Genomic DNA, 22377 nt, shown 5'->3' on the forward strand with positions numbered 1-22377 from the left:
AAGATTCCGCCTTGTGGAACGGCTGTCCAAGCCCTGAGACTTCTTGACATGGTCACCGCCTCCACCCACGCACACCTTGTGGTCCGACGTCATGTCGACCTCATGCGCGTGGGCAGCGCGACCTGTTGGCATCGCTGAACGCCGCCCCAGCACATCCCCCTCCGCGCTCACCGTCGCGCGCGGCACCATCAGCGAACAGGACTCTCCTGACATGCCCGACCTCCGGTTCACGCCACAGGCCGCCCAGCACACCGAGATCCCGCGCCCCAAGCGCGCCGAGGGCCAGTGGGCGCTCGGCTACACCGAGCCGCTCAACAAGAACGAGCAGTCCAAGAAGGACGACGACCCGCTCAACGTGCGCGACCGGATCCTCCACACCTACTCGCGCCGCGGCTTCGACTCGATCGATCCCGCCGACCTGCGCGGCCGGTTCCGGTGGATGGGCCTCTACACGCAGCGCGCTCCCGGCTTCGACGGCGGCAAGACCGCCCAGCTCGAGGAGGAGGAGCTCGACGACCGTTACTTCATGATGCGCGTGCGCACCGACGGCGCGGTCCTCGACGCGGCCGCCCTCCGGGCGCTCGGCGAGGTGTCGACGGCCTACGCCCGCAACACCGCCGACATCACCGACCGCAACAACATCCAGTACCACTGGATCGAGATCGAGGACGTCCCGGCGATCTGGGAGCGGCTCGAGGCGGTCGGGCTCAGCACCCTGGAGGCGTGCGGCGACAGCCCGCGACCGTTCCTCGGCTCCCCCGTCGCAGGCATCGCCAAGGACGAGATCATCGACGGCAGCGAGGCGCTCGCCGAGATCAAGCGCCGCGCGCTCGACAACCCGGCGTTCTCCAACCTGCCCCGCAAGTTCAAGACCGCGCTGACCGGGCACCCGAGCCACGACGTGGCCCCCGAGGTCAACGACGTGTCGTTCGTCGGCACCGTCCACCCCGAGCACGGCCCGGGCTTCGACCTCTGGGTCGGCGGCGGCCTGTCCACCAACCCCATGCTCGCGCACAAGCTCGGCGTGTGGATCCCCCTCGACGAGGTCGCCGACGCCTGGGAGGGCGTGGCGGGCATCTTCCGCGACTACGGCTACCGCCGGCTCCGCTCCAAGGCCCGCCTGAAGTTCCTCCTGGCCGACTGGGGCAAGGAGAAGTTCCGCGAGGTGCTGGAGAACGAGTACCTCCACCGCGCGCTCGTCGACAACCCCTCCCCCGCGGCTCCCGTGGTGCAGGGTGACCACATCGGCATCCACGAGCAGAAGGACGGCCGGTACTACATCGGCGCCGCGCCGGTGGTGGGCCGCATCGACGGCACCACCCTCACGGCGCTGTCCGAGGTGGTCGAGCGCTACGGCGCCCGCGGCGCCCGGCTCACCGCCTACCAGAAGCTCGTGGTGATCGGCGTGCGCGCCGAGGACACCGAGGCGTTCGCCGACGACCTGGAGAAGATCGGCCTCACCGCGCGCCCGAGCAACTGGCGCCGCTCCACGATGGCCTGCACCGGCATCGAGTTCTGCAAGCTCGCCATCGTCGACACCAAGGAGCGCGCCCGCCGCCTGGTCACCGAGCTCGAGAAGCGCTTCCCCGACCTCGACAGCGCCATCTCGATCAACGTCAACGGCTGCCCCAACGCGTGCGCGCGCACCCAGATCGCCGACATAGGCCTCAAGGGCCAGCTCGTCATGGACGCCGACGGCCGCCAGGTCGAGGGCTTCCAGGTGCACCTCGGCGGCGCCCTGGGGCTCAACCCGGCGATGGGTCGCAAGCTGCGCGCCCACAAGGTCACCAGCGCCGGCCTCGACGACTACGTCTCAGCCGTCGTCTCGGCCTACCTGCGCGACCGCACCGACGGCGAGCGCTTCGCCGCCTGGGTCGCCCGCGCCGACGAGGTCCTGCTGCGCGGGGAGCCGGTGGCGTCCTGATGTCGGAGCGAGCCGTGCCCTTCCACTGCCCCTACTGCGGGGACGAGAACCTGTTCCCTCGCGAGGGTGCAGGCGCCTGGGAGTGCCGCTCGTGCCTGCGCAGCTTCACCGTGCAGATGACCGGGATGATCCCGCACCCCGGCACCGACGGAGGAGCGCCATGAGCCTGTCGACCCGCGCCGCCCGCGCGTTCAAGGGCACCCACACCGAGGGGCGTACGCCCGAGGAGCTGCGCGAGCTCGTCTCCCACGTCGGCGCCGAGCTCGAGCTCGCTCCCGCCGAGGTGATCATCGAGTGGGCCGTGGCGACCTTCGGCGAGCGGTTCGCCATCACCTCCTCGATGGGCGACGCCGTGCTCGCGCACCTCGCCTCCACGGTGGCTCCGGGCATCGACGTGGTCTTCCTCGACACCGGCTACCACTTCGCCGAGACCATCGGCACCCGCGACGCCGTCGAGGCCACCCTGCCGGTCAACCTGCTGACCATCACGCCCGTCCAGAGCGTCGCCGAGCAGGACGCCGAGCACGGTACGGACCTCTACCGCACCGACCCGGACCTGTGCTGCGCGCTCCGCAAGGTCGCCCCCCTCAACGAGGCCCTCTCGCGCTACGACGCCTGGGCCACCGGGCTGCGCCGCGCCGAGACCCACAACCGGGTCATCGCACCCGTCGTCGGCTGGGACGCGCGCAAGGGCAAGGTCAAGGTCTCGCCCCTGGCCCGGTGGAGCGACGAGCAGGTGGAGCGCTACGTCCTCGACCACGGCGTCCTGGTCAACCCGCTCGTCCATGACGGCTACCCGAGCATCGGCTGCCGGCCGTGCACGCGCCGCGTCGCCCCCGGCGACGACCCGCGCAGCGGCCGGTGGGCAGGCACCAGCAAGACCGAGTGCGGGATCCACGCATGACGTCACCCACCCTCGAGAAGATCTCCCGCTCGACGCAGCGCGACAACGTCGTCCCGCCGCAGCACCACCCCCTGATGCACCACCGCACCACTCACGAACGGAGGCACCCCTGATGGCTGCTCCTGCTCTGGTTGCCCTGGCCCACGGAAGCCGGGACCCGCGTTCGGCCGCGACGATCAAGGCGCTCGTCGCCGAGGTCAAGGCGATGCGACCCGACCTCAAGATCGAGACGGCCTTCCTCGACCTCTCCAAGCCGAGCTTCGACACGGTCGTCGACAGGCTGGTGAAGGCGGGCCACGACGAGATCGTCGTCGTCCCGCTGCTGCTCACCGAGGCCTACCACGCCAAGGTGGACGTGCCGCAGGCCATCGCCGCTGCGATGGCCCGCCACGACGGGGTCCGCATCCAGGCCAGCCGCATCCTCGGCATGGAGGCCGCCTTCCTCGAGGTGCTCGACCTGCGCCTGCGCGAGGCGCTCAAGGCCGCGCGGGTGCGCGAGCTCGACGCGCTGGTGCTGACGGCGGCCGGGTCGTCCGACCCGCTCGCCAACCAGGCGGTCGCCCGCATCGCCCGCACCTGGGGCGCGCGCCACCGGCTCCCGGTCACCGCGGCCTTCGCCTCGGCCGCTCCCCCGGCCGCCGGCGAGGCGGTGCGCGCCTTCCGCGCCGAGGGCAAGCGCCACATCGCCGTCGCGTCGTTCTTCCTCGCTCCCGGGCGGCTGCCCGACCGGGCCACCGAGCTGGCCGTCGAGGCCGGTGCCGTGGCGGTCTCCGACCCGCTGGGGGCGCACCCGGCGGTCGCCCGCGCGATCCTGGCCCGCTACGCGGTGGGCGCCGTGGAGCTCGTCCCCGTCTGATCCGGCACGACGTCGTCGCGGCCGGTCGCTCGGGCGGCCGGCTGGGTGGTGTCAGGTCAGGTGCTTGAGCGCCTCGCGCCGCGACAGCCCGCTGAGCCGGTCGGCGTGGTCCTGCACGAAGGTGCGGACCCACGCCGGGTCGGTGCGCGCGTGCTGCCGCAGCGCCCACCCCACCGCCTTGCGGACGAAGAACTCGCGCCCGTACGTCGTGTCGTCGAGGTTGGCGACGAGCACCCGCTCCAGCAGGTCGGTGTCGGTCTGCTCGCCGTGGCGCAGCTGCGCCAGCACGGCCGTACGCCGCACCCACAGGCTGTCGGGGTCGACCGACCAGCCCTCGACGACCGGCGTGGCCGCACTTCGGTGGTCGAGGAGCACCTGGCCGACCGGCTGCGAGGCGATCTCGTCGACGACGTCCCACCAGGCCCCGAGCCGGACGAGCCGCTCGAGCAGGGGCAGCAGGTCGGGGTCGAGCCACGCGCGGTAGGCCGGGTCGCGCAGCAGCGCGACCGCGGCGTACCACTCCTCGCGGTGCTCGGCGTCCTCCCACAGCTCGAGCACCGCGGCCTCCCACTGGGCCCGGTCCACGAAGCGGTGCTCGGCCAGCAGCGGTCGCAGCAGGGCCCTGAGCGCGGGGGCCCCGAGGCCGACGAACGGCATCTCCGACTTCATGTACGCCTGCTGCTGGGCAGCGCGCACCGGGTCGCCGACCTCGGCGAGGGCCGCCCGCACCGCACCGACGTACGTCATGGGCTAGCCGACGAGCCGCTCGCGCAGGTGGGCGAGCTGTCGCGCCGGGTCGGCGGTGAGGCCGCCGTGCACGGGGCCGGGCTGCAGCACCGTGCTCCGCGGCGCCTTGAGGAACCCGAAGCGCTGCCCCAGCGACTGCCGGGCGGCCTCGCCCGCGCGTTCGTCGCCTCGGCACACCCAGTCGGCGAAGGTGAGGGCCTCGCACACCTGGTCGACGTCGATGCCGGGGTGGAGGGCGCGCAGCCGGTGGGCGTCGACGGACCACGCGGCGTCGAGGAAGTCGGCGGCCTGGCAGTGGAGCACGACGCCGACGTTGAGGAACTCCTCGCGCTCCGGGCGGGGCACGCACCGCAGCACGACGTACTGGTAGGCCATCCGGTGGGCGGTCATCGCGCGGCCTCCGGCAGCCACTGGCGGGTGCCCAGGCGCGCGATGAGGAACTCGACGTACGCCTCGCGCAGCGCGTCCGGCGTCTCGGCGCCGGGCACCGGCTCGAGCCACACGTCGGGGACCGCGGCCAGCACCTCGACGAAGACGTCGCGGTCGAGCCGGGCGGCGATCTCGTCGTCCAGCTCGCGGGCCCGGCGCGCGCACGCCTCGAACACGTGGCCGCTGGCGTCCCACGGCTGCGCGGCGAACCGCGCGGGGTCGGTGACGCCCGAGCGCCAGCCGTGGTGGAAGTAGAGCGAAGCGCCGTGGTCGATGACCCAGAGGTCGCCGTGCCAGAGCAGCAGGTTGGGGTTGCGCCACGAGCGGTCGACGTTGGCGGTGAAGGCGTCGAGCCAGAGCACCCGCGCGCCCTCGTCGTCCGCCGCGCTGACCTGGCCGTCGACGCCGAACGAGCCGGGGAGGAAGTCGATGCCGAGGTTGGGACCGACGCTGGCGTTGAGCAGGTCCTGGACCTCCTCGTCGGCCTCGTAGCGCGCGAGCTCGGGGTCGAGGTCGAGCACGACGAGGCGCGGGGTGCGCAGGCCGAGGCGGGTGGCGAGGCCGCTGACGATGACCTCGGCGACCAGCCCCTTGGCGCCCTGGCCGGCGCCGCGGAACTTGCACACGTACGTGCCCAGGTCGTCGCCCTCGACCACGCCGGGCAGGCTGCCGCCCTCGCGCAGCGGCGTGACGTAGCGGGTGACCTGGACCGTCGGGAGGGGTCCGGTGACTGCGGTGCTCGTCACCGGACCGGTGCCTCCTCGGCGAGCCGCCGCTTCTCGGCCTCGACGTCGAAGCCGGCGGTCGGCCAGTGCAGGTCGAGGCCGCGCAGGGTGTCGAGGAGGATGTGGGCGACGGCCAGGTTGCGGTACCACTTCTTGTCCGACGGCACGACGTACCAGGGCGCGGCGTCGGTGCTGGTGCGCTCGAGGGCGATCTCGTAGGCCTCGCGGTAGGCCGGCCACATCGCCCGCTCGTCGAGGTCGCCGGTGTCGTACTTCCAGTGCTTGTCGGGGTTGGCCAGCCGCTCGGCGAGGCGGTTCTTCTGCTCGGCGGCGCTGATGTGGAGCATGCACTTGATGACCGAGACGCCCTGGTCGGTCAGCCGGGCCTCGAAGTCGTTGATCGCGCCGTAGCGACGCTCGATCTCGGCGGCGTCGGCGAAGGAGCGCACGCGCCCGATGAGGACGTCCTCGTAGTGGGAGCGGTCGAAGACCCCGATGTAGCCGGCGTCCGGCAGCCCCTTCTCGATGCGCCACAGGAAGTCGTGCGCGAGCTCCTCCTCGGTGGGCGCCTTGAAGCTGGTGATGCGGATGCCCTGCGGGTCGACCAGGCCGATCGTGTGGCGCAGCACCCCGCCCTTGCCACTGGTGTCCATGCCTTGGAGCACCATCAGGATGCGACGCTGGGAGCCCGCTGTGCGCTCGGCCCAGAGTCGCTCCTGGAGGTCGGCCAGCTCGACCTGCATCTCGGCGAGCGCGTCCCGGCCCTCGCTCTTGCTGCCCTCGAAGCCGGGCGCCGCGTCGGTCGCGATCGTGGTCAGGTCGACGGGTCCGTCCGGAAGGCGGAGCGCGTCGGCGATGGCGGGACTCATGGGGCCATCATGGCCCACCGGCGCCGACCGGCAGCGTACGCGGCCGGACGAAGTCCGGCGGCGTACGCGTCGGGCGCGGGTCGCGTGCGCGTCAGTGCGCCATCGCGTCGGGATCGATGACCGGGGGCAGTACCGACCACGGGAAGTCGATCCAGCGCTCGGTGAGCCGCCACGAGTAGTCGGGCCGGATGACCGACTGGGGCTTCTCGTAGATGACGACCGTGCGCACCTCGGCGACGTGTCCCTCGCAGAACTCGTGGACGAGCTCGAGCGTGCGCCCGGTGTCGGCGACGTCGTCGGCCACCAGCACCTTCAGGCCCGACAGGTCGACTGCTGCCGGGGTCGGCGGCAGCATGATCGGGACGTCGAGGCGCTGGTCGACGCCGGTGTAGAACTCCACGTTGACAACGGAGATGTTCTTGACCGCCAGCGCATAGCCCAGCCCCATGCCCAGCGCGAGCCCGCCCCGGGCGATCGCCAGGATCATGTCGGGACGAAACCCCGAGGCGGCGACCTCCTGGGCCAGCTCACGCGTCGCCGTGCCGAACAGGTCGTAGGTCAGCACCTCGCGCTCGCTCACCCACCTATCCCACCAGAGTCCTCCACTCCCGGGGAAGGCGGCCCGGGGACTGCGCCGCCCCCGCCCGCCCGCTCCTTGCGTCATACGAAGGCGAACGCATAGGTGCGTGTCGAGTCTCAGGACATCGGTAACGCATAGGTGCGGCTTCGTATGACGCAACGCGCGCCGACCGGAGCGAGCGGCCACCCGGCCCCGGTCAGAAGTCGGGGTGGGGCTCGTCGACCTCGGCGGCGCCGGCGAGCGCCTCGCGGACGACGGAGAAGGCGAGGCCGGCGGGGTAGCCCTTGCGCGCCAGCAGGCCGGCCAGGCGGCGGGTGGCGACCTGGGGGTCGAGCGCCGACATCGAGCGCAGCTTCTTGTCGACGAGCGCGCGGGCGGCGGTGCGCTGGTCGTCCTCGTCGATCTGCTCGAGCGCCGCCTTGGCATCGTCGTCACCGACGCCCTTGCGGCGCAGCTCCTGAGCCAGGGCGCGCGGGGCGAGGCCGCGGCTGCGGTGGCGGCTCTCGACCCACTGCCTGGCGTAGGCGGCGTCGTCGATCAGCCCGACCTCGGTGAAGCGGTCGAGCAGGCCGGCTGCGAGGTCGTCGGGGACGCCGCGCTTGGCCAGCTTGTCGGCCAGCTCCTGGCGCGAGCGGGCCTGCCCGGTGAGGGTGTCGAGGAGGATCCTGCGGGCCACCGCCTCGGGGTCGGCCTCGACCTCCGCGGCAGCGGCCTCCGCGCGGGCGACCCTGGCCGCCTCGCGCTCCCCCCAGGTGCGGGTGCGCCCGCGACCACCCGAGCGGCGCCCGCCACGTCCGCCGCGCCCGGCTCGGGCGGGGCGATCGGTGCCGGGCTCCGGGGTCTCGGCACCGGTCTCGGCGGGCGTGGGTGGGACCTTCCCCACCCACGCCTCGACGCCGAGGCCCACGTCACCGACCCACGAGGGGGCCGGCCGGGTCTCCGGACCGACCGCACCGGACGAGGGTCCGGATGCAGAGCCGGGCGCCCGGTCAGAAGTCATTGACCCCGATGGGCTCGTCGCTCAGGTCGTCGGCGGGCTTGTCGACGACGGGAGTGACGCCCAGCTTCTCGAGGATGAGCTTCTCGATCTCGTTGGCGAGGTCGGGGTTGTCCTTGAGGAAGTTGCGCGAGTTCTCCTTGCCCTGGCCGAGCTGGTCGCCCTCGTAGGTGTACCAGGCGCCGGCCTTGCGGATGATGCCCGCCTCCACGCCGACGTCGATCAGGCCGCCCTCGCGGCTGATGCCCTTGCCGTACATGATGTCGAACTCGGCCTGCTTGAACGGCGGGGCCACCTTGTTCTTCACGACCTTGACGCGGGTGCGGTTGCCGACCATGTCGGTGCCGTCCTTGAGCGTCTCGATGCGACGCACGTCGAGGCGCACCGAGGAGTAGAACTTCAGCGCCCGGCCACCGGTCGTGGTCTCCGGCGAGCCGAACATCACGCCGATCTTCTCGCGCAGCTGGTTGATGAAGATGGCCGTGGTGCCGGAGTTGTTGAGGGCACCGGTCATCTTGCGCAGCGCCTGGCTCATCAGGCGGGCCTGGAGGCCGACGTGGCTGTCGCCCATCTCGCCCTCGATCTCGGCGCGGGGCACGAGCGCGGCCACCGAGTCGATGACGATCAGCGACAGCGCGCCCGAGCGGACCAGCATGTCGGCGATCTCGAGCGCCTGCTCACCCGAGTCGGGCTGGGAGACCAGGAGCGCGTCGGTGTCGACACCGAGGGCCTTGGCGTAGTCGGGGTCGAGCGCGTGCTCGGCGTCGATGAAGGCGACGATGCCGCCGGCCGCCTGCGCGCTGGCCACCGCATGGAGGGCGACCGTCGTCTTTCCGGAGGACTCCGGACCGTAGATCTCCACGACGCGGCCGCGCGGCAGGCCGCCCAGGCCGAGTGCGACGTCGAGGGCGATCGACCCCGTGGGGATCACCTCGAGCGGGGCACGCGTCTCGTCGCCCAGTCGCATGACCGAGCCCTTGCCGAACTGCTTCTCCACCTGAGCGAGCGCGGCATCCAGGGCCTTCTCGCGGTCTGCACCAGCCATTGCAGTGTCCCGTCTTGTCGTCGTGTCGTGAGAGGTACGTCTGCGACGCTAGGGCGAGCCACCGACAGTCCCTGATCAGGACGGTCGAACGCTGTGGACAACCTCGCCCCTCGTCATACCTGTGGAAGAACAGTAACCCGAACACCTGTTCGACGGCGGCTCCGGGTGCGGCGTGTCGCGCCCCGGTCGTGAACGCGTCCTGGACGCGTCGGGCGCCGCGTCAGGCGTGACGCCGGGTGACCGCGCCCGCGACGACCACCGCACCGGCCAGCAGGGCCGCGAACATCGCGAGCACCGGGTAGCCGAGCGAGCCGACGATGACGCCGGCGAGGGCGCCGCCCCCGGCCGCGGTCAGCGACATCGCCATGTCGGAGGTGCCCTGGACGTCGGTGCGCGCGTCGATGGGCGTGCGGTCGGCGATGACCGTCGACGCAGCAACTGTGGCGCACGACCAGCCGAGGCCGAGCAGGAAGAGCCCCGCGAAGATCTGCCACGACGTGCCCTGCGGCGACAGCCCGCACAGGGCGAGCGAGACCAGCAGCACCACTCCCCCGGCGACCAGCACCGTCGCCCGGCCGTAGCGGTCGGCGGCCCAGCCGACGAGCGGGGAGAAGGCGAACATGCCGAGCACGTGCACCGAGATCACGAACCCGATGACCTCGAGGTGCGCACCGCCGTGCTCCATGTGGAGCGGCGTCATGATCATCACGGTGACCATCGCGGCGTGGGCGCACGCCATCGCCACGACGGCGGCACCCACCGCCGGCACGTCGCGCACGACGACCACGAAGCGACGCCACGACCGCCCGCGCGGCTCGTCCCGGTCGGGCGTGGCGCCGGCCTCGCGCTGCGCGAGCAGCAGCGGGTCGGGACGCAGCCGCCACCAGACCCACCCCGCCGCCAGCACGAGCACGACCGCGCCGATGGCGAAGCCGCCGGTCAGCTCGGGCACGCCGATCGACCGGGCGACGCTCGCGCCCACCCCGGTGAGGTTGGGCCCGGCGACGGCCCCGAGGGTCGTGGCCCACACCACGACCGAGAGCGCGCGGGCCCGGTGCTCCTCGGTGGCGAGGTCGGTGGCGGCGTAGCGCGAGCCGTTGTTGACCGCCGTCGTCGCGCCGAGCAGCACGGCGCCGAGCAGCAGCACCGCCATCGAGTCCACGACGCCGGCGACGACCGCCAGCACCGCGCCCGTCGCGCCCGCGAGGTAGCCCAGGACGAGCCCGACCCGGCGCCCGCGACGCCGCATCACCCGCGCCAGCGAGTACGCCGCGGCGGCCGTGCCGAGGACCTGGAACGTCTGGGCGAGGCCGGCCATCGTCTCGCTGCCGGAGATGTCGCGCGCCAGCAGGGAGGCCGTCGCCACTCCGATGGTCACGCCGACGGCGCCGACGGCCTGCGAGACGACGAGGGTGCGCACCGTGCGGCGCTGCACGTCCGCGACGGTGAGGCCCGCCTCCAGCCGGGTGCTCACCGCTCGCTGTCCGGGAGCTCGAGGTGGCGGCGCACGGCGGACCAGACCTGCTTGGGCGGGACGCCCGCGTCGAGCGCCTCCCGGGTCGTCCGCCCGTCGAGCTCACGCACGACGGTCAGCTCGGCCCACGTGCGCGAGTAGTCGCGCCCCAGGACCTGGTCGAGCCGCGCCCAGAACTCCGTGTGCCTCATGCCCACACCTCATCACGGACCGCCGACACCTCGAGCCAGGACTCCGACCGCTTGCCCGAGATCTCGGCGCGCACCTCGACCTCGGTCCAGCCGGCGCCGAGGACGACCGGACGCAGCGCGTCGGCACGCCAGTAGGTGAAGTGGCGCCGGTGGCGGATCGACCCGTGCGTGGACCACCCCTCGCCGTCACCCTCCTTGAGGGAGATCCGCAGCAGCCCACCGGGCCGGGTGACCTCGGCGAGGCGCCCGAGGACCGTCGGCAGGTCCGCCCGGGCGACGTGGAGCAGCGAGGCGTTGCCCCACACGGCGTCGTACGGGCCCTCCGGCGAGGTGAGGTCGTCGACGAGCGGGTCGAGGAGCTCGGCCTGCCACCCCCGCTGGCGCAGCAGGTCGACGAAGCCCTGCGAGACGTCGGTACGCCGCACGCGCAGGCCGAGCTCCTCGATCAGGCGCGCGTCGCGACCCCCGCCGGACCCGATCTCCAGCACCCTGGCGCCCGGACCAATCCGGTCGACGAAGTCCTCGATGTCGGCACGGACGGAGGCCGGGATGACTGACGACGCGTCGGCGTACGCCTCGGCGTCGAGGTCGTAGGCGCGGACCGTCTCGTTCACCCGCGTCCGGCCCCCACGTCGTGCAGGTGGTGCACGACGTCGTGCAGGTGGTAGGAGCCGAGCGAGGCGACGGTGAACCGGTCGCCGTTGGAGCGCAGGCCGGGCCGGTCCGCGCTGGCGCCGCTCACGCCGGCGTAGAGGTCGGCGACGACCGATGCGGCCAGCACCAGCTCGGCCGACACCACGGCGGGGTCCTGCCCGGCGTAGTCGCTCTCGACGGCGGTGGCGTCCTGGTCCCAGTTGGCGAACGTCGGCTCGTCCTCGGTCAGCATCAGCCGCACCCGCTCGCCGAAGAGCACGTGCACGTCGCGGACGTGGCAGCCGTACTCGAGGACCGACCACACGTCGGCGGCCGGACGCAGGCGCGCGTCGCTGCGGGCGAGCGCTCGCGCCCACTCCGCGGCGGTCCCCCGCAGCAGGTCGGGGAGGTCGGCCAGCGCCTGTGCGGCGGGGTCGAACCCGCACTCCGGGCACGGCCGCTCCAGGACCCAGGTCCAGTCCTTGGCGTCGGGCGCGATGCTCATGCGCGCCATCAAACCAGTCGCGGGCGCTGGGACAATGACCGGAATGGACATCCGACGTGCACTTCCCGCCGACCTCCCCGAGGTCGCCGAGATCTATGCCCGCGAGGCCCGCGGAGGCCACGCCACGTTCGACCTCGAGCCCCGTCCGATGGAGCTGTGGGAGGAGCGGCTGGCCGCTGCCGGGGCCGGCGAGCACTTCCTGGTGGCCGAGCACGAGGGCGCCGTGGCCGGCTACGCCACGTCGTCGTCGTTCCGGCCCAAGCCGGCCTACGCCCACACCCGCGAGACGACGGTCTACGTCGCGCCGGGCCAGCAGGGCCGCGGCGTGGGTCGGCAGCTGTACGACGCCCTGCTGGCGCAGCTGGCCGACGACGGGGTGCACCTAGTCGTCGCCGCGGTCGCCCTGCCTAACCCCGCCAGCCTGGCCCTGCACCGCGCCTGCGGCTTCGAGGAGGTCGGCGTCATGCGCGAGGTGGGGCGCAAGCACGATCGGTGGATCGACCTGGCGTGGCTGCAGCGGGTCCTCGGCTGACCTGATCGGTCCAGACCACCCGCGCGTCTCCGCCGTGACGGTGAACCGCTGAGCCACATCGGCGGCACAGTAGGGCTTGATGGGACAGGTGCACGACGGGTGGAGCTCCGACGCGGGCTACTCGGCCTGGAGCGACGCGCAGCTGGTCGACGCCGTGGGGGCGGCCGACCGGGGCGCTCTGCACGAGCTGTTCGTGCGGCACGAGCCGTGGCTGGCCACGCGCCTGTCGCGGCGCTGCGCCGACACGGCAGTGGTGGACACCGCCGTGCAGGACACGTTCCTCGCCGTGTGGCGCAGGCCGCAGGGGTGGCGCGGCGAGGGCGACGTGGCCGCGTGGCTCTGGGGGATCGCCGTGCGCTCGCTCCTGCGCCAGCTCCGCCCCCGCGCCAACGTCGTCGAGCGGCTGCGCAACCTGCGCAGCCATCCGGCGACGTCGGCGGAGGAGGAGGTGCTGGCCCGGGTGGAGCACAGCGACGTCGGCCTGGCCTTCGCGCGCCTGTCCCCCGACCTCCGGGCGGTCGTCCAGGCGACCGTCCTCGACGGCCTCACCACCCGTGAGGCCGCCGCGCTGCTCGGCATCCCGAGCGGCACCGTCAAGAGCCGGATGAGCCGCGCTCGCACCGAGCTGAGGGGGGCCCTGCTGTGACGCAGACCTGGCACGCCGACGAGCAGACCCTGCGTGCGTGGGCCGACGGCTCGGCGCCGCCCGTGCTGGCCGCCTCGCTCGAGGCGCACCTGCTCCGCTGCGACGGGTGCCGGCGCCGGATGGCGAGCCGCGGCCCCGCCTCGCCCGCCAGCGACGTCGTACGCCGCTGGGACGCGCTGGCCGACGAGGTGGACCGGCCCCGTCGCCGGCTCCTCGCGCGCCTGGGCCTGTCCACCCCAGCACTGCGGGTCGCGTGGCTCGGCGCCCTGCTCGTCCTCCTCGCGCTGCCGGTCGTCGCGACCGCGCTGGGCGGCCGGGTGCCGCTCGTGCTGGCGGTGGCACCGCTCGCCCCGCTGGCGTCGGTGGCCCTGGCGTTCGGCCGGTCCGTCGAGCCGGCCGGCGAGATCGCGGTGGCCGCGCCGAGCGCCGGGCTGCGGATGGTGTCCGCACGCGCCCTGCTGGTCGCGGTGCCCGCTGTGCCCATCGGTGTCATCGCCGCGTTGGTCGCCGGCTTCCCGCTCGGCGTCGCCCTCGGGTGGCTGGTGCCCGGCGCGGCGCTGTGCGCGCTGGTGCTGCTGAGCGGCACCACCCGGGCGGACCCCGCCCTCGTGGCGGGGAGCCTCGGTGCCGCGTGGGCGGTGGCCCTCGCCCTGCCCGCAGCGGTCGACCGCGTCCCGGCCGACGCGGTCGTCGACCTCGTGGCCTCGCCGCCCGTCCAGCTCGTCGCGCTCGCCATCGCCGCCGGCGCCGCCGCCGTCACCGTCGCCCGCCGCGACGCCGTCGCCTACCGGAGGACCGCATGACCAGCCCCGCCACCCCCGCGAGCCCTGCCGGGCCGGCCCGCTCGCTCGGAGCCCCGCGGTCGGCGGGCATCACCACCTCGGGACTGACCAAGCGGTTCGGCCCGCGCGTGGCCGTCGACCACGCGGACATCGAGGTCGGCCGCGGAGTCGTCGGCCTGCTGGGGCCCAACGGAGCGGGCAAGACCACGCTGCTGCGCATCCTCGCCACCGTGCTCGCACCCGACGAGGGCGGCGTGCGCGTCCTGGGTCTGGACCCATCGGTCCCCGCCGAGCGCCTCGAGATCCGCCGACGGCTCGGCTACCTGCCGCAGTCGCCGGACCTGTACGGCGGCTTCACCCCGCTGGAGATGGTCGACTACGTGGCGATCCTCAAGGAGCACACCGACCGGGCCTGGCGCCGGCGCGAGGCCCGCCGGGTGCTCGAGTCGCTGGGGCTGGGCGACTCGATGCACCGCCGCATCCGCACGCTCTCCGGGGGCATGCAGCAGCGGGTCGCGCTGGCCGCCGCGCTGATCGGCGCGCCCGACCTGCTCGTGCTCGACGAACCGGCCACGGGCCTCGACCCCGAGCAGCGGATCACGTTGCGCTCGGTGCTGGCGGAGTCCGCCGAGCGCGGCACCGTGGTGCTCTCGACCCACAACACGGCCGAGGTCGCGGCGCTGTGCCACCGCGTCCTGGTGATGGACGGGGGCCGCATCTGCTGGAGCGGCACGCCGGCCGGGCTCGCCGCGACCGCGGACGGGATGGCGTGGGAGTCGGCCGGCGACGAGCCGACCGCCCTGCGGAGCTGGGTGACCGGCGCCGGGACGCGGCGACACCTCGGCACGCCGCCGGCCGGGACGCCCACCGTCGCCCCGACCCTGGACGACGGCTACCTGCTCGTGACCGGGCGGGCGCGGTGAGCACCCTGGCGCAGGCGGCGCTGCCCACGGCCCGCACGATCCGGTGGTGGCCGCTGGCCGCCGTGGCCGGGTCGCTGGCGGGTCTGGTGCTCATGGCGCGCGGCGCCGATCGACCGGCCGGACCGGTGCTGCTGCTCGGTGCCGTCGCCCTCGCTGCGCTGGTCGTCGGCGCACTGCGCGACGACGCGGCGACCACGCTCGAGGCGCTGCCGGTGACGCTCGGGCGGCGCCGAGCGCTGCGGCTCGCGCTGGCGGGCACACCCGTGCTGGTGGCGTGGTGTGCACTGCGCGTCCTCGGCGACACTGCGCGTCCCGCCACCGCCTCGCTGGTCGCCGTCGCCGCGTGCGGTGTGGCGGTGGCCGTCTGCGGCCCGCGCCGGTGGTCGCTGCTCGCCGGGGTCGCGCTGCCCCTGGTCTGGTACGCGGGCGACCGCGTGGTGGGAGGGCGCGGCGCCGTCGGCGACGTGCTCGGCTGGTGGCGCACCGACCCGTGGCCCGTGCTCGCCGTCGCGGTCGTGCTCTGCCTCGCCGGGGGCCGGCGATGAGCGCGGCGGTGGCGGCCCCGGCGGGACTGCACGCGCGGCGCTCGTCGTACGCCGTCGTGCGCGCGCTGGCCGCGACCGAGCTGCGGCGCACGCTGCGCACGCCGCTCGTGCCCGTGGCCCTCGTCGCGTCGGCCTGGTACCTCTGGACGATCACACCGGCCACCGAGCAGTGGTCGGGCGCGGCCTACAGCGAGATGGCGATCGCCTCCACCCCGCTGCTCGCGGTGCTGTCGTGGGTGGCCGCGCGCTCCTTCCACCGGGAGCGGCGCGCCGTGGCGCTCGCCGCGCCGGTCCGTGAGGGACTCCGCGCCACGGCGCGCACGCTGGCCGCCCTCCCGCTCCTCGCCCTCACCGTGGCCTTCGCCGCCCTGGTGGCGTGGCGCCAGCACGACCTGGGCGGTCTCACCCTCGGAGTCGAGCCGGGGCGGACGACGCAGGCCATGCACTCGCTGCCCGAGCTGGCCCAGCACCTCGCCCTGGGCGTCCTGGCCGTCGCGCTCGGCGCCGCGCTGGGACGCCGGGTGCCACGCCTCGTGCTCGCGCTGCCCGTCCTGCTCGTGTGGTGGTTCGCGGTGTCGGGCCTCTACTGGCTCTTCGGCAGCCGGCGGGTCGCCCCCTTCGCGGTGGTGCAGGTGCAGCCGGTGACCGTGCCGGTCGGTCCCGCCTCCGCCGACCCGCTGTCGTTCCCGGCGTCGTGGCTGCTCGAGGGACCGGGCGAGCACCAGGAGGGCTGGACGCGGCTGCTGGTCTCGACCGAGCTGGCCTGGTGGCACTGCGGGTGGCTGCTCGGCCTGGCGGCGGTCCTGCTCGCCGCGGCCGCGCCAGCCGGCCGGGCCCGCCGGGTGCTGGTCGTGGGGGGCGTGGCGCTCGCCGCCCTCAGCGCGGTGGCCCAGGCGCGGGTGATCCCGTGAGACGCCGCGTCAAGGGCCGGGACGCGACGGTGGCGGTGGTGGCCGTGCTCGCGGCCGCCCTGGCGGGGTGCAGCGCCGCCGCCGACACCGACGGCGAGGTGCTCGCCGCCGGCCCGATGAGCGCCGCGGCGCCCACGCACCCCGACGCGGTGCCGGTCGTCGTCGACACCGACCTCGCGCCCGACGACCTCGCCGCGCTCGCGCTGCTGGTGCGTCACCCGCGCGTGGACGTCGTGGCGGTGACCGTGCCTGCGACCGGACAGCTGGACTGTCGCGGGACCGGCCTGCTGGCCGACTTCTTCGAGGCGCTCGCGACGGCTCCTCCCCCGGTCGCGTGCGGGGCCACCCCGCGTGGGGTCGAGGGGATCGCGTTCCCGCCCGAGTGGGGCGCGGGGGCGCTCACGATGAGCGGGCTCCCGCGCGACGGGACGCCGGGCGAGCTGCGCACCGTGCGGGCCGCCTCGCACGACCTCGTCGCCCGGCTGGCGCGCGAGCACGACGGCCTGCACGTCGTCGCGCTGGGCCCGCTCACCGACGTGGCGGCGCTGCTGCGCGAGCACCCCGGCGCCTACCGCCGGCTGGCCGGCGTCACCGCGATGGCCGGCAGCGTGGCCGCCGAGTCGCACGCCGACGGCGTGGCGGAGTGGAACGCGGCGGCCGACCCGGTGCCCCTCGCGGAGGTCCTCGCCGGCCCGGTGCCGGTGACGCTGCTGCCCGACGACCCGGTCGAGCGCGGCGCGCCGGACGGACTGGCCGGTCCCGTGGTGGGCGGGCTGGGCCGGGTTCCCGGTTTCGCGTCGCCCGCCTTCTGGGACCTCCCCACGGCCGGCGTCTTCGTGGAGCCGGGGGCCGCGACCACCGAGACGGGCACGTGGTCGGTCGACGTCTCCACCGACCGTGGCCGGCTGCGGCGCACGGGTGACGGGCCGGTGCGGGTGGTGACCGGCCTGGACGGGGCGGCGCTCGACGAGGTCTACCGCCAGGTGTTCGGCTGAGCGGCGCTCAGCCGAGGCCGAGGCGCTGCGCCGACACCTCGCGGATCTCGACCTTGCGGACCTTGCCGGTCACGGTCATCGGGAACTCCTCGACGACCATCACGTAGCGCGGCACCTTGTAGTGCGCGAGCCTGCCGTCGGCGAAGGCGCGCACCGCGTCGGCGTCCAGCGGCTCGGCGCCCGGCCGCATCCGCACCCACGCGCAGAGCTCCTCGCCGTACTTCTCGTCGGGCACCCCGACGACCTGGACGTCCTCGATGTCGGGGTGGGTGTAGAGGAACTCCTCCACCTCGCGCGGGTAGACGTTCTCCCCGCCGCGGATGACCATGTCCTTGATCCGCCCCGTGATCTGGACGTAGCCGTCCTCGGCCATGACGCCGAGGTCGCCGGTGTGCATCCACCCGTCGGCGTCGACGGTCTCGGCGGTCTTCTCCGGGTCGTCCCAGTAGCCCAGCATCACCGAGTAGCCGCGGGTGCAGAACTCGCCGGCCTCACCGCGCGGGAGCGTCGCCCCGGTGACCGGGTCGGCGATCTTCACCTCCAGGTGGGGGCAGACCCGCCCGACCGTGGCGACCTTGTGCTCGAAGGAGTCGTCGGTGCGGGTCTGCATCGAGACCGGCGACGTCTCCGTCATGCCGTAGGCGATCGTCATCTCCTCGATCCCCGCCGCGATCAGCTTCTTCATCATCTCCGCGGGGCACGGGGACCCTGCCATGATCCCGGTGCGCACCGAGGAGAGGTCGTAGGACCCGATGTCGGGCAGCGCCCACTCGGCGATGAACATCGTGGGCACCCCGTAGAGCGACGTGCAGGCCTCCTCGGCCACCGCCCGCAGCGTCAGCGCCGGGTCGAAGCCCGGGGACGGGATGACCATCGTCGCGCCGTGGGAGGAGCAGGCGAGGTTGCCCATGACCATGCCGAAGCAGTGGTAGAAGGGCACCGGGATGCACACCCGGTCGAGCTCGGTGTAGCGGCACACCTCGCCGACGAGGTAGCCGTTGTTGAGGATGTTGCGGTGGCTGAGGGTGGCGCCCTTGGGGAAGCCAGTCGTGCCCGAGGTGTACTGGATGTTGATCGGGTCGTCGGGCGACAGGCCGGCCGCGCGCGCGGCGAGGGCGTCGTCGGGGACGGCGTTGCCGTCGGCCAGCAGGGCGGCCCAGCTCTGCTCGTCGTCGAGGTAGACCGCCCGCTCCAGGGTCGGGGTGCCGATGGCGGTCTCGGCCACCATCGTGCGGTAGTCGCTGGTCTTGAACGACGACGCGGCGACCAGGAGCCGCATGCCCGACCGGTTGGCGACGTAGGAGAACTCGTGGGTGCGGTAGGCGGGGTTGACGTTGACCAGGATCGCGCCGACCTTCGCCGTGGCGAACTGCACGAGGGTCCACTCGGCGCTGTTGGGCCCCCAGATGCCGACCCGGTCGCCCTTCTCGATCCCGGCGCCGATCAGTCCGCGGGCGACGGCGTCGACGTCGGCCTGGAGCTGCGCCCACGTCCACCGGCGGCCCGTCGCGCACTCGACCAGCGCCTCGCGGTGGGCGTACGACGCGACGGTGCGCGCGAGGTTGTCGCCGATCGTCTCCTCGAGCAGGGCCGGCGTGGTCTCGCCGCGGGTGTAGGCGTCCATCGTCCGAACCTAGCCCGGCGGAGCGCCTCAGGTCAGCAGCAGCTTGTCCAGCCGGCGGCGTACGACGAGCAGCCCGACGATGCCCATCGTCACGAGGTAGACCACGGAGACCGCCGACTCCCACGTCACCACGCCGGTCGTGAGCTCGCGGCACAGCACCACCCCGCGGTAGAGCGGGGTGACCTCGACGATCCAGCGCAGCACGCCGCCGCCGAACGCCTCGATGGGGAAGAACGTCGCCGAGAAGAGGAACAGCGGCATCTGCGCGAGCTGGATCTTGTCGAAGTCCTGCCAGGACGTCATCCACGTCGTCAGGGCCATGCACACGGCCGAGAACGCGAACGCGATGAGGATCGCGGCCGGCAGGGCGAGGACGGCCCACCAGGAGTGGGTCAGGCCCATCAGCGCCATCACGCCGAGGAACGCGGCGGAGTAGACCGAGCCGCGCATCAGGCCCCACGTGATCTCGCCCCGCGCGATGTCTCCGGTGGAGAGCGGCGTGGCGAGCATCTGGTCGTAGAGCTTCTCGTAGCGCAGCTTGAAGAACACGTTGTAGGTCGAGTCGAGCAGCGCGCCGTTGAACGCCGACGTGGCGAGCATGGCGGGTGCGACGAACTCGGCGTAGGGGATCGCCTCGCCGTGGAACTCGAAGGTGTCGATGAGCTTGCCGACGCCGATGCCGATGGAGAAGAGGTAGAAGACGGGCTCGAGGAAGCCGGTGATGAAGAGCTTCCACGCGTCCTTGTAGACGACGTAGTTGCGCAGCACCAGCACCTTGGTGGCCGCTGCCGGGGTCAGCGGGGCGGGGATCGGCTCGACGAGTGCCATCTCAGACCTCCAGCCGGCGGTCGAGGTGGCGCACGGCGAGGAACCAGCCGAGGACGGTGAGCGAGACCAGGACCACGACGTGCACGGCGACGAGCGACCAGTCGACCTGGCCGACGCAGAACATCCGCGACAGCGAGACGCCGTGCCACAGCGGGGTCAGCCTGGCGACCCACTCGAGCACCGGGCCGAGGTTGCTGATCGGGAAGAACGCCCCGGAGAACAGCGTCAGCGGGATCACGCCGAGGCGGAACAGCAGGCCGAACCCCTCCTCCGACCGCAGCCGCGCGCTGTAGGCGAAGACCAGGGTCGCGAAGGCGCAGCCGACCAGCACCTGCGACACCCACGCGAGGATCGGCCCCCACCAGGTGGTGAAGACGCCGAACGGGGCGAGGACGAGCATGAAGACCGCGCACGCCGAGGCGACGCGGAACACCACGAACGCGACGAAGGCGTTGACCAGGTCGCGCACGGCGAGCGGCGTGGCCAGCTGGGCGTAGAAGGTCTTGTGCCACTTGATGGCCCCCATGACGGGGTACGTCGACTCGTTGACCGCGATCGTCATGGCGTGCGAGGCGACGAGGCCGGGGACGACGAAGGCGAGGTAGGACGTCGCGCCGTCGAGCCGGTCGGGGTCGGCCTCGATGAAGCCGCCGAGCAGCACGCCCATCGCGACGACGTAGAGCAGCGGGGTGAGGAAGCTGCTCACCACTCCCCCGCGCCACGTGCGCTTGAGGACGGTGAGCCAGTAGTCGTACTGGCGGGCCATGCCCTCCCACGCCGACAGGGCGCCCGGGGTCGTCGGTGCGGCGGTGGTCGCGGCGGCGCCGTCGGGGGCGGTGTGCGGTGTCGTCACGTCAGTCCGCCAGGCTCCGGCCGGTGAGGCGCAGGAAGACGTCCTCGAGGGTGGAGCGGCGCACCAGCGTCGCGATGGGGTGCAGACCTCGGTCGATGACGGCCGAGACGACCTCCTCGCCGTGGTCGCTGTAGACGAGGAGCCGGTCGGGCAGCACCTCGATGCGCTCGCCGAGGTCCTCGATCTTCTCCGCGAGGGCCTCGTGCTCGCCGACCCCGAAGCGCAGCTCGGCCACCTCCCGGGTCGAGTGGGCGTCGATGAGCTCGCGCGGCGACCCCTCGGCCGCGATGCGCCCCTTGTCCATCACGACCAGGCGGTCGCACAGCTGCTCTGCCTCGTCCATGTAGTGGGTGGTGATGACGAGGGTGACGCCGGCCTGCTTGAGCCGGAAGAGCTGGTCCCACAGGACGTGGCGCGCCTGCGGGTCGAGGCCCGTGGTCGGCTCGTCGAGCAGCAGCAGGTCGGGCCGGTTGATGAGGCTGCGGGCGATGGTGAGCCGGCGCTTCATGCCGCCCGAGAGGTTCTCGACCTTCGCCTTGGCCTTGTCGGTGATCTGCGCGAACTCGAGCAGCTCGTTGGCCCGCTCGCGGCAGGTGGCCCGGTCGATGCCGAAGTAGCGGCCGTAGATGTAGAGGTTGTCGAAGACGTTGAGCTCGTTGTCGAGCGTGTCCTCCTGCGGGCACACGCCCAGCCGCCCGCGGATGGCCGGACCGTCGGTGGCGGGGTCCATGCCGAGGATCCGCAGCTCGCCGCCGCTCACGGGACTGACCGAGGCGATCATCCGCATCGTGCTCGACTTGCCGGCGCCGTTGGGGCCGAGGAAGCCGAACGCCTCGCCCCTGCGTACCTCCACGTCGATGCCCTTGACGGCTTCGAAGTCACCGAAGGACTTGCGCAGTCCCCGCGCCGAGATCATGGCTTCTGTCACAGGGGTCGACCCTAGATCAGCACCTGCCCGCCCGACCAACCCGTCACCCACAGGTCGCGCCTCCGGGTCACTGCTGCTCGACGCCTGCCGCGGTCGGATCTGCGCCGGACGCCTGGATGCGGTCCACCGCCACACCTAGGGTGTGGACGTGGACGAGGCCGGCGTCGAGCCCGTGTCGCCGGAGGCTCCGGCCCTGGCGGGCACCGTGATGATGAGCCAGCAGTGGCGCGACCTGACCTTCCTCCACTGGGCGCTCGACCCCGCCGCCGTGGCCCGCCGGATGCCGCCCGGTGTCCGGCCCGACACCTTCCAGGGGCGGACCTACGTCGGGCTCGTCCCGTTCCGCCTGGTCGACGCCGGAGCGGGGCGGGGGCCGGCGGTCCCGTGGCTGGGCACCTTCCTCGAGACCAACGTGCGCCTGTACTCCGTCGACCGCACCGGGCGGCGCGGCGTCGTCTTCCTCAGCCTCGCCGCCGAGCGGGCCGCGGTGGTGCTCGGGGCCCGCTCCGCCCTGGGCCTGCCCTACCGCTGGGCGCGGATGCGCCACCACCGCGACGGCGACGTGCACACCTACGACGCGCGCCTGCGCGGGGCCGGTGCGCGGCCGGCCAGCCACGTCGTCGTACGCGCCGGGGCGCAGCGCGCGCCCACCGACCTCGACCACTTCCTCACCGCCAGGTGGGGACTCCACACGCGGTGGTGGGGACGCACCCTCCACGTCCCCAACCGGCACGAGCCGTGGCCCCTGCACGACGCCGAGGTGCTCGCCCTCGACGACGGGCTGATGGCGTCGCTGGGGCTCTCGGGCCTCGCCTCGCGCCCGCCCGACCACGTGGCCTTCAGCCCGGGCGTGCACGCGGACTTCGCGCTGCCTGCCGACGCGGCCACCCCGCGTCCGCGCTGACGCCTCTTGGCAGGCCGGCGGCACGGC

27 protein-coding genes are annotated in these 22377 nt (G+C 73.4%); 12 read left to right on the plus strand and 15 right to left on the minus strand.

Going from position 1 to position 22377, the window contains the following annotated elements; genetic code table 11:
• The first annotated feature begins 211 nt into the window (after window positions 1-211).
• From AC4H2S_RS11465 to AC4H2S_RS11480, 4 genes are all read left to right on the plus strand, one after another.
• Complete coding sequence (locus AC4H2S_RS11465) at window positions 212-1924, plus strand: nitrite/sulfite reductase (protein WP_491497108.1); 1713 nt, start codon at window positions 212-214, stop codon at window positions 1922-1924.
• Window positions 1924-2088, plus strand: a complete 165-nt coding sequence (locus tag AC4H2S_RS11470; RefSeq protein WP_489976118.1) for a hypothetical protein — start codon at window positions 1924-1926, stop codon at window positions 2086-2088. The genes AC4H2S_RS11465 and AC4H2S_RS11470 overlap by 1 nt, the downstream gene beginning before the upstream one ends.
• Window positions 2085-2828, plus strand: coding sequence for a phosphoadenylyl-sulfate reductase (locus tag AC4H2S_RS11475; RefSeq protein WP_491497109.1), 744 nt, complete (start codon window positions 2085-2087; stop codon window positions 2826-2828). Before AC4H2S_RS11470 ends, AC4H2S_RS11475 begins: the two co-directional genes overlap by 4 nt.
• A 112-nt stretch (window positions 2829-2940) precedes the next feature.
• Window positions 2941-3684 carry a sirohydrochlorin chelatase gene (locus tag AC4H2S_RS11480; RefSeq protein WP_491497110.1) on the plus strand — a complete coding sequence of 248 codons (744 nt, stop codon included), beginning with the start codon at window positions 2941-2943 and terminating at the stop codon, window positions 3682-3684.
• Between the two features lie 51 nt (window positions 3685-3735).
• Here AC4H2S_RS11480 and AC4H2S_RS11485 read toward each other — a convergent pair whose 3' ends face one another.
• The 11 genes from AC4H2S_RS11485 to AC4H2S_RS11535 all read right to left on the minus strand — a co-directional run bounded on the left by AC4H2S_RS11485 (window position 3736) and on the right by AC4H2S_RS11535 (window position 11879).
• Window positions 3736-4431, minus strand: a complete 696-nt coding sequence (locus tag AC4H2S_RS11485; RefSeq protein WP_491497111.1) for a DNA alkylation repair protein — start codon at window positions 4429-4431, stop codon at window positions 3736-3738.
• Window positions 4432-4434: 3 nt separating this feature from the next.
• The gene (locus tag AC4H2S_RS11490; RefSeq protein WP_491497112.1) at window positions 4435-4821 is read right to left on the minus strand and encodes a DUF3037 domain-containing protein; all 387 of its coding nucleotides are present in this window, start codon (window positions 4819-4821) and stop codon (window positions 4435-4437) included.
• Window positions 4818-5606 (minus strand): HipA family kinase, encoded by a 789-nt coding sequence (locus tag AC4H2S_RS11495; RefSeq protein WP_491497113.1) that lies wholly within the window; start codon window positions 5604-5606, stop codon window positions 4818-4820. Before AC4H2S_RS11495 ends, AC4H2S_RS11490 begins: the two co-directional genes overlap by 4 nt.
• Entirely contained in the window at window positions 5603-6454 is an 852-nt protein-coding gene (locus tag AC4H2S_RS11500) for a PPK2 family polyphosphate kinase (protein ID WP_491497114.1), read from the minus strand. The genes AC4H2S_RS11495 and AC4H2S_RS11500 overlap by 4 nt, the downstream gene beginning before the upstream one ends.
• Before the next feature lie 91 nt (window positions 6455-6545).
• Window positions 6546-7034, minus strand: a complete 489-nt coding sequence (locus tag AC4H2S_RS11505; protein WP_491497115.1) for a phosphoribosyltransferase — start codon at window positions 7032-7034, stop codon at window positions 6546-6548.
• 196 nt (window positions 7035-7230) lie between these two features.
• Complete coding sequence (locus AC4H2S_RS11510) at window positions 7231-7941, minus strand: regulatory protein RecX (RefSeq protein ID WP_491497116.1); 711 nt, start codon at window positions 7939-7941, stop codon at window positions 7231-7233.
• An 82-nt stretch (window positions 7942-8023) separates the two neighbouring features.
• Window positions 8024-9076 (minus strand): recombinase RecA, encoded by a 1053-nt coding sequence (gene recA, locus AC4H2S_RS11515; protein ID WP_491497117.1) that lies wholly within the window; start codon window positions 9074-9076, stop codon window positions 8024-8026.
• Window positions 9077-9296: 220 nt separating this feature from the next.
• The gene (locus tag AC4H2S_RS11520; protein ID WP_491497118.1) at window positions 9297-10550 is read right to left on the minus strand and encodes an MFS transporter; all 1254 of its coding nucleotides are present in this window, start codon (window positions 10548-10550) and stop codon (window positions 9297-9299) included.
• Entirely contained in the window at window positions 10547-10741 is a 195-nt protein-coding gene (locus tag AC4H2S_RS11525) for a DUF3046 domain-containing protein (RefSeq protein WP_491497119.1), read from the minus strand. The genes AC4H2S_RS11520 and AC4H2S_RS11525 overlap by 4 nt, the downstream gene beginning before the upstream one ends.
• Complete coding sequence (locus tag AC4H2S_RS11530; RefSeq protein ID WP_491497120.1) at window positions 10738-11355, minus strand: class I SAM-dependent methyltransferase; 618 nt, start codon at window positions 11353-11355, stop codon at window positions 10738-10740. The genes AC4H2S_RS11525 and AC4H2S_RS11530 overlap by 4 nt, the downstream gene beginning before the upstream one ends.
• Window positions 11352-11879 carry a DinB family protein gene (locus AC4H2S_RS11535; RefSeq protein ID WP_491497121.1) on the minus strand — a complete coding sequence of 176 codons (528 nt, stop codon included), beginning with the start codon at window positions 11877-11879 and terminating at the stop codon, window positions 11352-11354. Before AC4H2S_RS11535 ends, AC4H2S_RS11530 begins: the two co-directional genes overlap by 4 nt.
• Window positions 11880-11922: 43 nt before the next feature.
• Here AC4H2S_RS11535 and AC4H2S_RS11540 point away from each other — a divergent pair, with 43 nt between their 5' ends.
• The 7 genes from AC4H2S_RS11540 (at window position 11923) to AC4H2S_RS11570 (ending at window position 17213) form a co-directional block, all read left to right on the plus strand.
• Window positions 11923-12411, plus strand: a complete 489-nt coding sequence (locus AC4H2S_RS11540) for a GNAT family N-acetyltransferase (RefSeq protein WP_491497122.1) — start codon at window positions 11923-11925, stop codon at window positions 12409-12411.
• A gap of 79 nt (window positions 12412-12490) precedes the next feature.
• Window positions 12491-13057: an RNA polymerase sigma factor gene (locus AC4H2S_RS11545; protein WP_491497123.1), complete on the plus strand. Its 567-nt coding sequence runs from the start codon at window positions 12491-12493 to the stop codon at window positions 13055-13057.
• Complete coding sequence (locus AC4H2S_RS11550; protein ID WP_491497124.1) at window positions 13054-13860, plus strand: zf-HC2 domain-containing protein; 807 nt, start codon at window positions 13054-13056, stop codon at window positions 13858-13860. Before AC4H2S_RS11545 ends, AC4H2S_RS11550 begins: the two co-directional genes overlap by 4 nt.
• Window positions 13857-14762: an ABC transporter ATP-binding protein gene (locus tag AC4H2S_RS11555; protein ID WP_491497125.1), complete on the plus strand. Its 906-nt coding sequence runs from the start codon at window positions 13857-13859 to the stop codon at window positions 14760-14762. Before AC4H2S_RS11550 ends, AC4H2S_RS11555 begins: the two co-directional genes overlap by 4 nt.
• A complete protein-coding gene (locus AC4H2S_RS11560; protein ID WP_491497126.1) occupies window positions 14759-15307 on the plus strand; it encodes a hypothetical protein in 549 nt (182 codons plus the stop codon). The genes AC4H2S_RS11555 and AC4H2S_RS11560 overlap by 4 nt, the downstream gene beginning before the upstream one ends.
• A complete protein-coding gene (locus AC4H2S_RS11565; RefSeq protein WP_491497127.1) occupies window positions 15304-16218 on the plus strand; it encodes a hypothetical protein in 915 nt (304 codons plus the stop codon). Before AC4H2S_RS11560 ends, AC4H2S_RS11565 begins: the two co-directional genes overlap by 4 nt.
• Window positions 16215-17213, plus strand: a complete 999-nt coding sequence (locus AC4H2S_RS11570) for a nucleoside hydrolase (protein WP_491497128.1) — start codon at window positions 16215-16217, stop codon at window positions 17211-17213. Before AC4H2S_RS11565 ends, AC4H2S_RS11570 begins: the two co-directional genes overlap by 4 nt.
• 7 nt (window positions 17214-17220) lie before the next feature.
• On the opposite strand, the gene AC4H2S_RS11575 is transcribed toward AC4H2S_RS11570, so the two are convergent.
• The 4 genes from AC4H2S_RS11575 to AC4H2S_RS11590 are packed head-to-tail and all read right to left on the minus strand — an operon-like array spanning window position 17221 to window position 21446.
• On the minus strand, window positions 17221-18837 hold the full coding sequence (locus AC4H2S_RS11575) for an AMP-binding protein (RefSeq protein WP_491497129.1): 1617 nt from the start codon (window positions 18835-18837) through the stop codon (window positions 17221-17223).
• Window positions 18838-18864: 27 nt separating this feature from the next.
• The gene (locus tag AC4H2S_RS11580; RefSeq protein WP_491497130.1) at window positions 18865-19665 is read right to left on the minus strand and encodes an ABC transporter permease; all 801 of its coding nucleotides are present in this window, start codon (window positions 19663-19665) and stop codon (window positions 18865-18867) included.
• Window position 19666: 1 nt separating this feature from the next.
• Window positions 19667-20518: an ABC transporter permease gene (locus AC4H2S_RS11585; protein ID WP_491497131.1), complete on the minus strand. Its 852-nt coding sequence runs from the start codon at window positions 20516-20518 to the stop codon at window positions 19667-19669.
• 1 nt (window position 20519) lies between these two features.
• On the minus strand, window positions 20520-21446 hold the full coding sequence (locus AC4H2S_RS11590) for an ABC transporter ATP-binding protein (protein ID WP_491497132.1): 927 nt from the start codon (window positions 21444-21446) through the stop codon (window positions 20520-20522).
• Window positions 21447-21594: 148 nt separating this feature from the next.
• On the opposite strand from AC4H2S_RS11590, the gene AC4H2S_RS11595 reads away from it, so the two are divergent.
• The gene (locus AC4H2S_RS11595; RefSeq protein WP_491497133.1) at window positions 21595-22350 is read left to right on the plus strand and encodes a YqjF family protein; all 756 of its coding nucleotides are present in this window, start codon (window positions 21595-21597) and stop codon (window positions 22348-22350) included.
• Window positions 22351-22377: the final 27 nt, after the last annotated feature.

The sequence above is a fragment of the Nocardioides sp. Z13_37 genome (assembly GCF_058355585.1).

What these genes read in the sequence shown, in the direction of transcription:
- AC4H2S_RS11525 (WP_491497119.1), bottom strand. Translation starts at nt 10,741, where the DNA reads ATGAGGCACACGGAGTTCTGGGCGCGGCTCGACCAGGTCCTGGGGCGC.
- AC4H2S_RS11470 (WP_489976118.1), top strand. Translation starts at nt 1,924, where the DNA reads ATGTCGGAGCGAGCCGTGCCCTTCCACTGCCCCTACTGCGGGGACGAG.
- AC4H2S_RS11545 (WP_491497123.1), top strand. Translation starts at nt 12,491, where the DNA reads ATGGGACAGGTGCACGACGGGTGGAGCTCCGACGCGGGCTACTCGGCC.
- AC4H2S_RS11480 (WP_491497110.1), top strand. Translation starts at nt 2,941, where the DNA reads ATGGCTGCTCCTGCTCTGGTTGCCCTGGCCCACGGAAGCCGGGACCCG.
- AC4H2S_RS11555 (WP_491497125.1), top strand. Translation starts at nt 13,857, where the DNA reads ATGACCAGCCCCGCCACCCCCGCGAGCCCTGCCGGGCCGGCCCGCTCG.
- AC4H2S_RS11500 (WP_491497114.1), bottom strand. Translation starts at nt 6,454, where the DNA reads ATGAGTCCCGCCATCGCCGACGCGCTCCGCCTTCCGGACGGACCCGTC.
- AC4H2S_RS11535 (WP_491497121.1), bottom strand. Translation starts at nt 11,879, where the DNA reads ATGAGCATCGCGCCCGACGCCAAGGACTGGACCTGGGTCCTGGAGCGG.
- AC4H2S_RS11475 (WP_491497109.1), top strand. Translation starts at nt 2,085, where the DNA reads ATGAGCCTGTCGACCCGCGCCGCCCGCGCGTTCAAGGGCACCCACACC.
- AC4H2S_RS11575 (WP_491497129.1), bottom strand. Translation starts at nt 18,837, where the DNA reads ATGGACGCCTACACCCGCGGCGAGACCACGCCGGCCCTGCTCGAGGAG.
- AC4H2S_RS11565 (WP_491497127.1), top strand. Translation starts at nt 15,304, where the DNA reads ATGAGCGCGGCGGTGGCGGCCCCGGCGGGACTGCACGCGCGGCGCTCG.
- AC4H2S_RS11490 (WP_491497112.1), bottom strand. Translation starts at nt 4,821, where the DNA reads ATGACCGCCCACCGGATGGCCTACCAGTACGTCGTGCTGCGGTGCGTG.
- AC4H2S_RS11540 (WP_491497122.1), top strand. Translation starts at nt 11,923, where the DNA reads ATGGACATCCGACGTGCACTTCCCGCCGACCTCCCCGAGGTCGCCGAG.
- AC4H2S_RS11465 (WP_491497108.1), top strand. Translation starts at nt 212, where the DNA reads ATGCCCGACCTCCGGTTCACGCCACAGGCCGCCCAGCACACCGAGATC.
- recA (WP_491497117.1), bottom strand. Translation starts at nt 9,076, where the DNA reads ATGGCTGGTGCAGACCGCGAGAAGGCCCTGGATGCCGCGCTCGCTCAG.
- AC4H2S_RS11485 (WP_491497111.1), bottom strand. Translation starts at nt 4,431, where the DNA reads ATGACGTACGTCGGTGCGGTGCGGGCGGCCCTCGCCGAGGTCGGCGAC.
- AC4H2S_RS11580 (WP_491497130.1), bottom strand. Translation starts at nt 19,665, where the DNA reads ATGGCACTCGTCGAGCCGATCCCCGCCCCGCTGACCCCGGCAGCGGCC.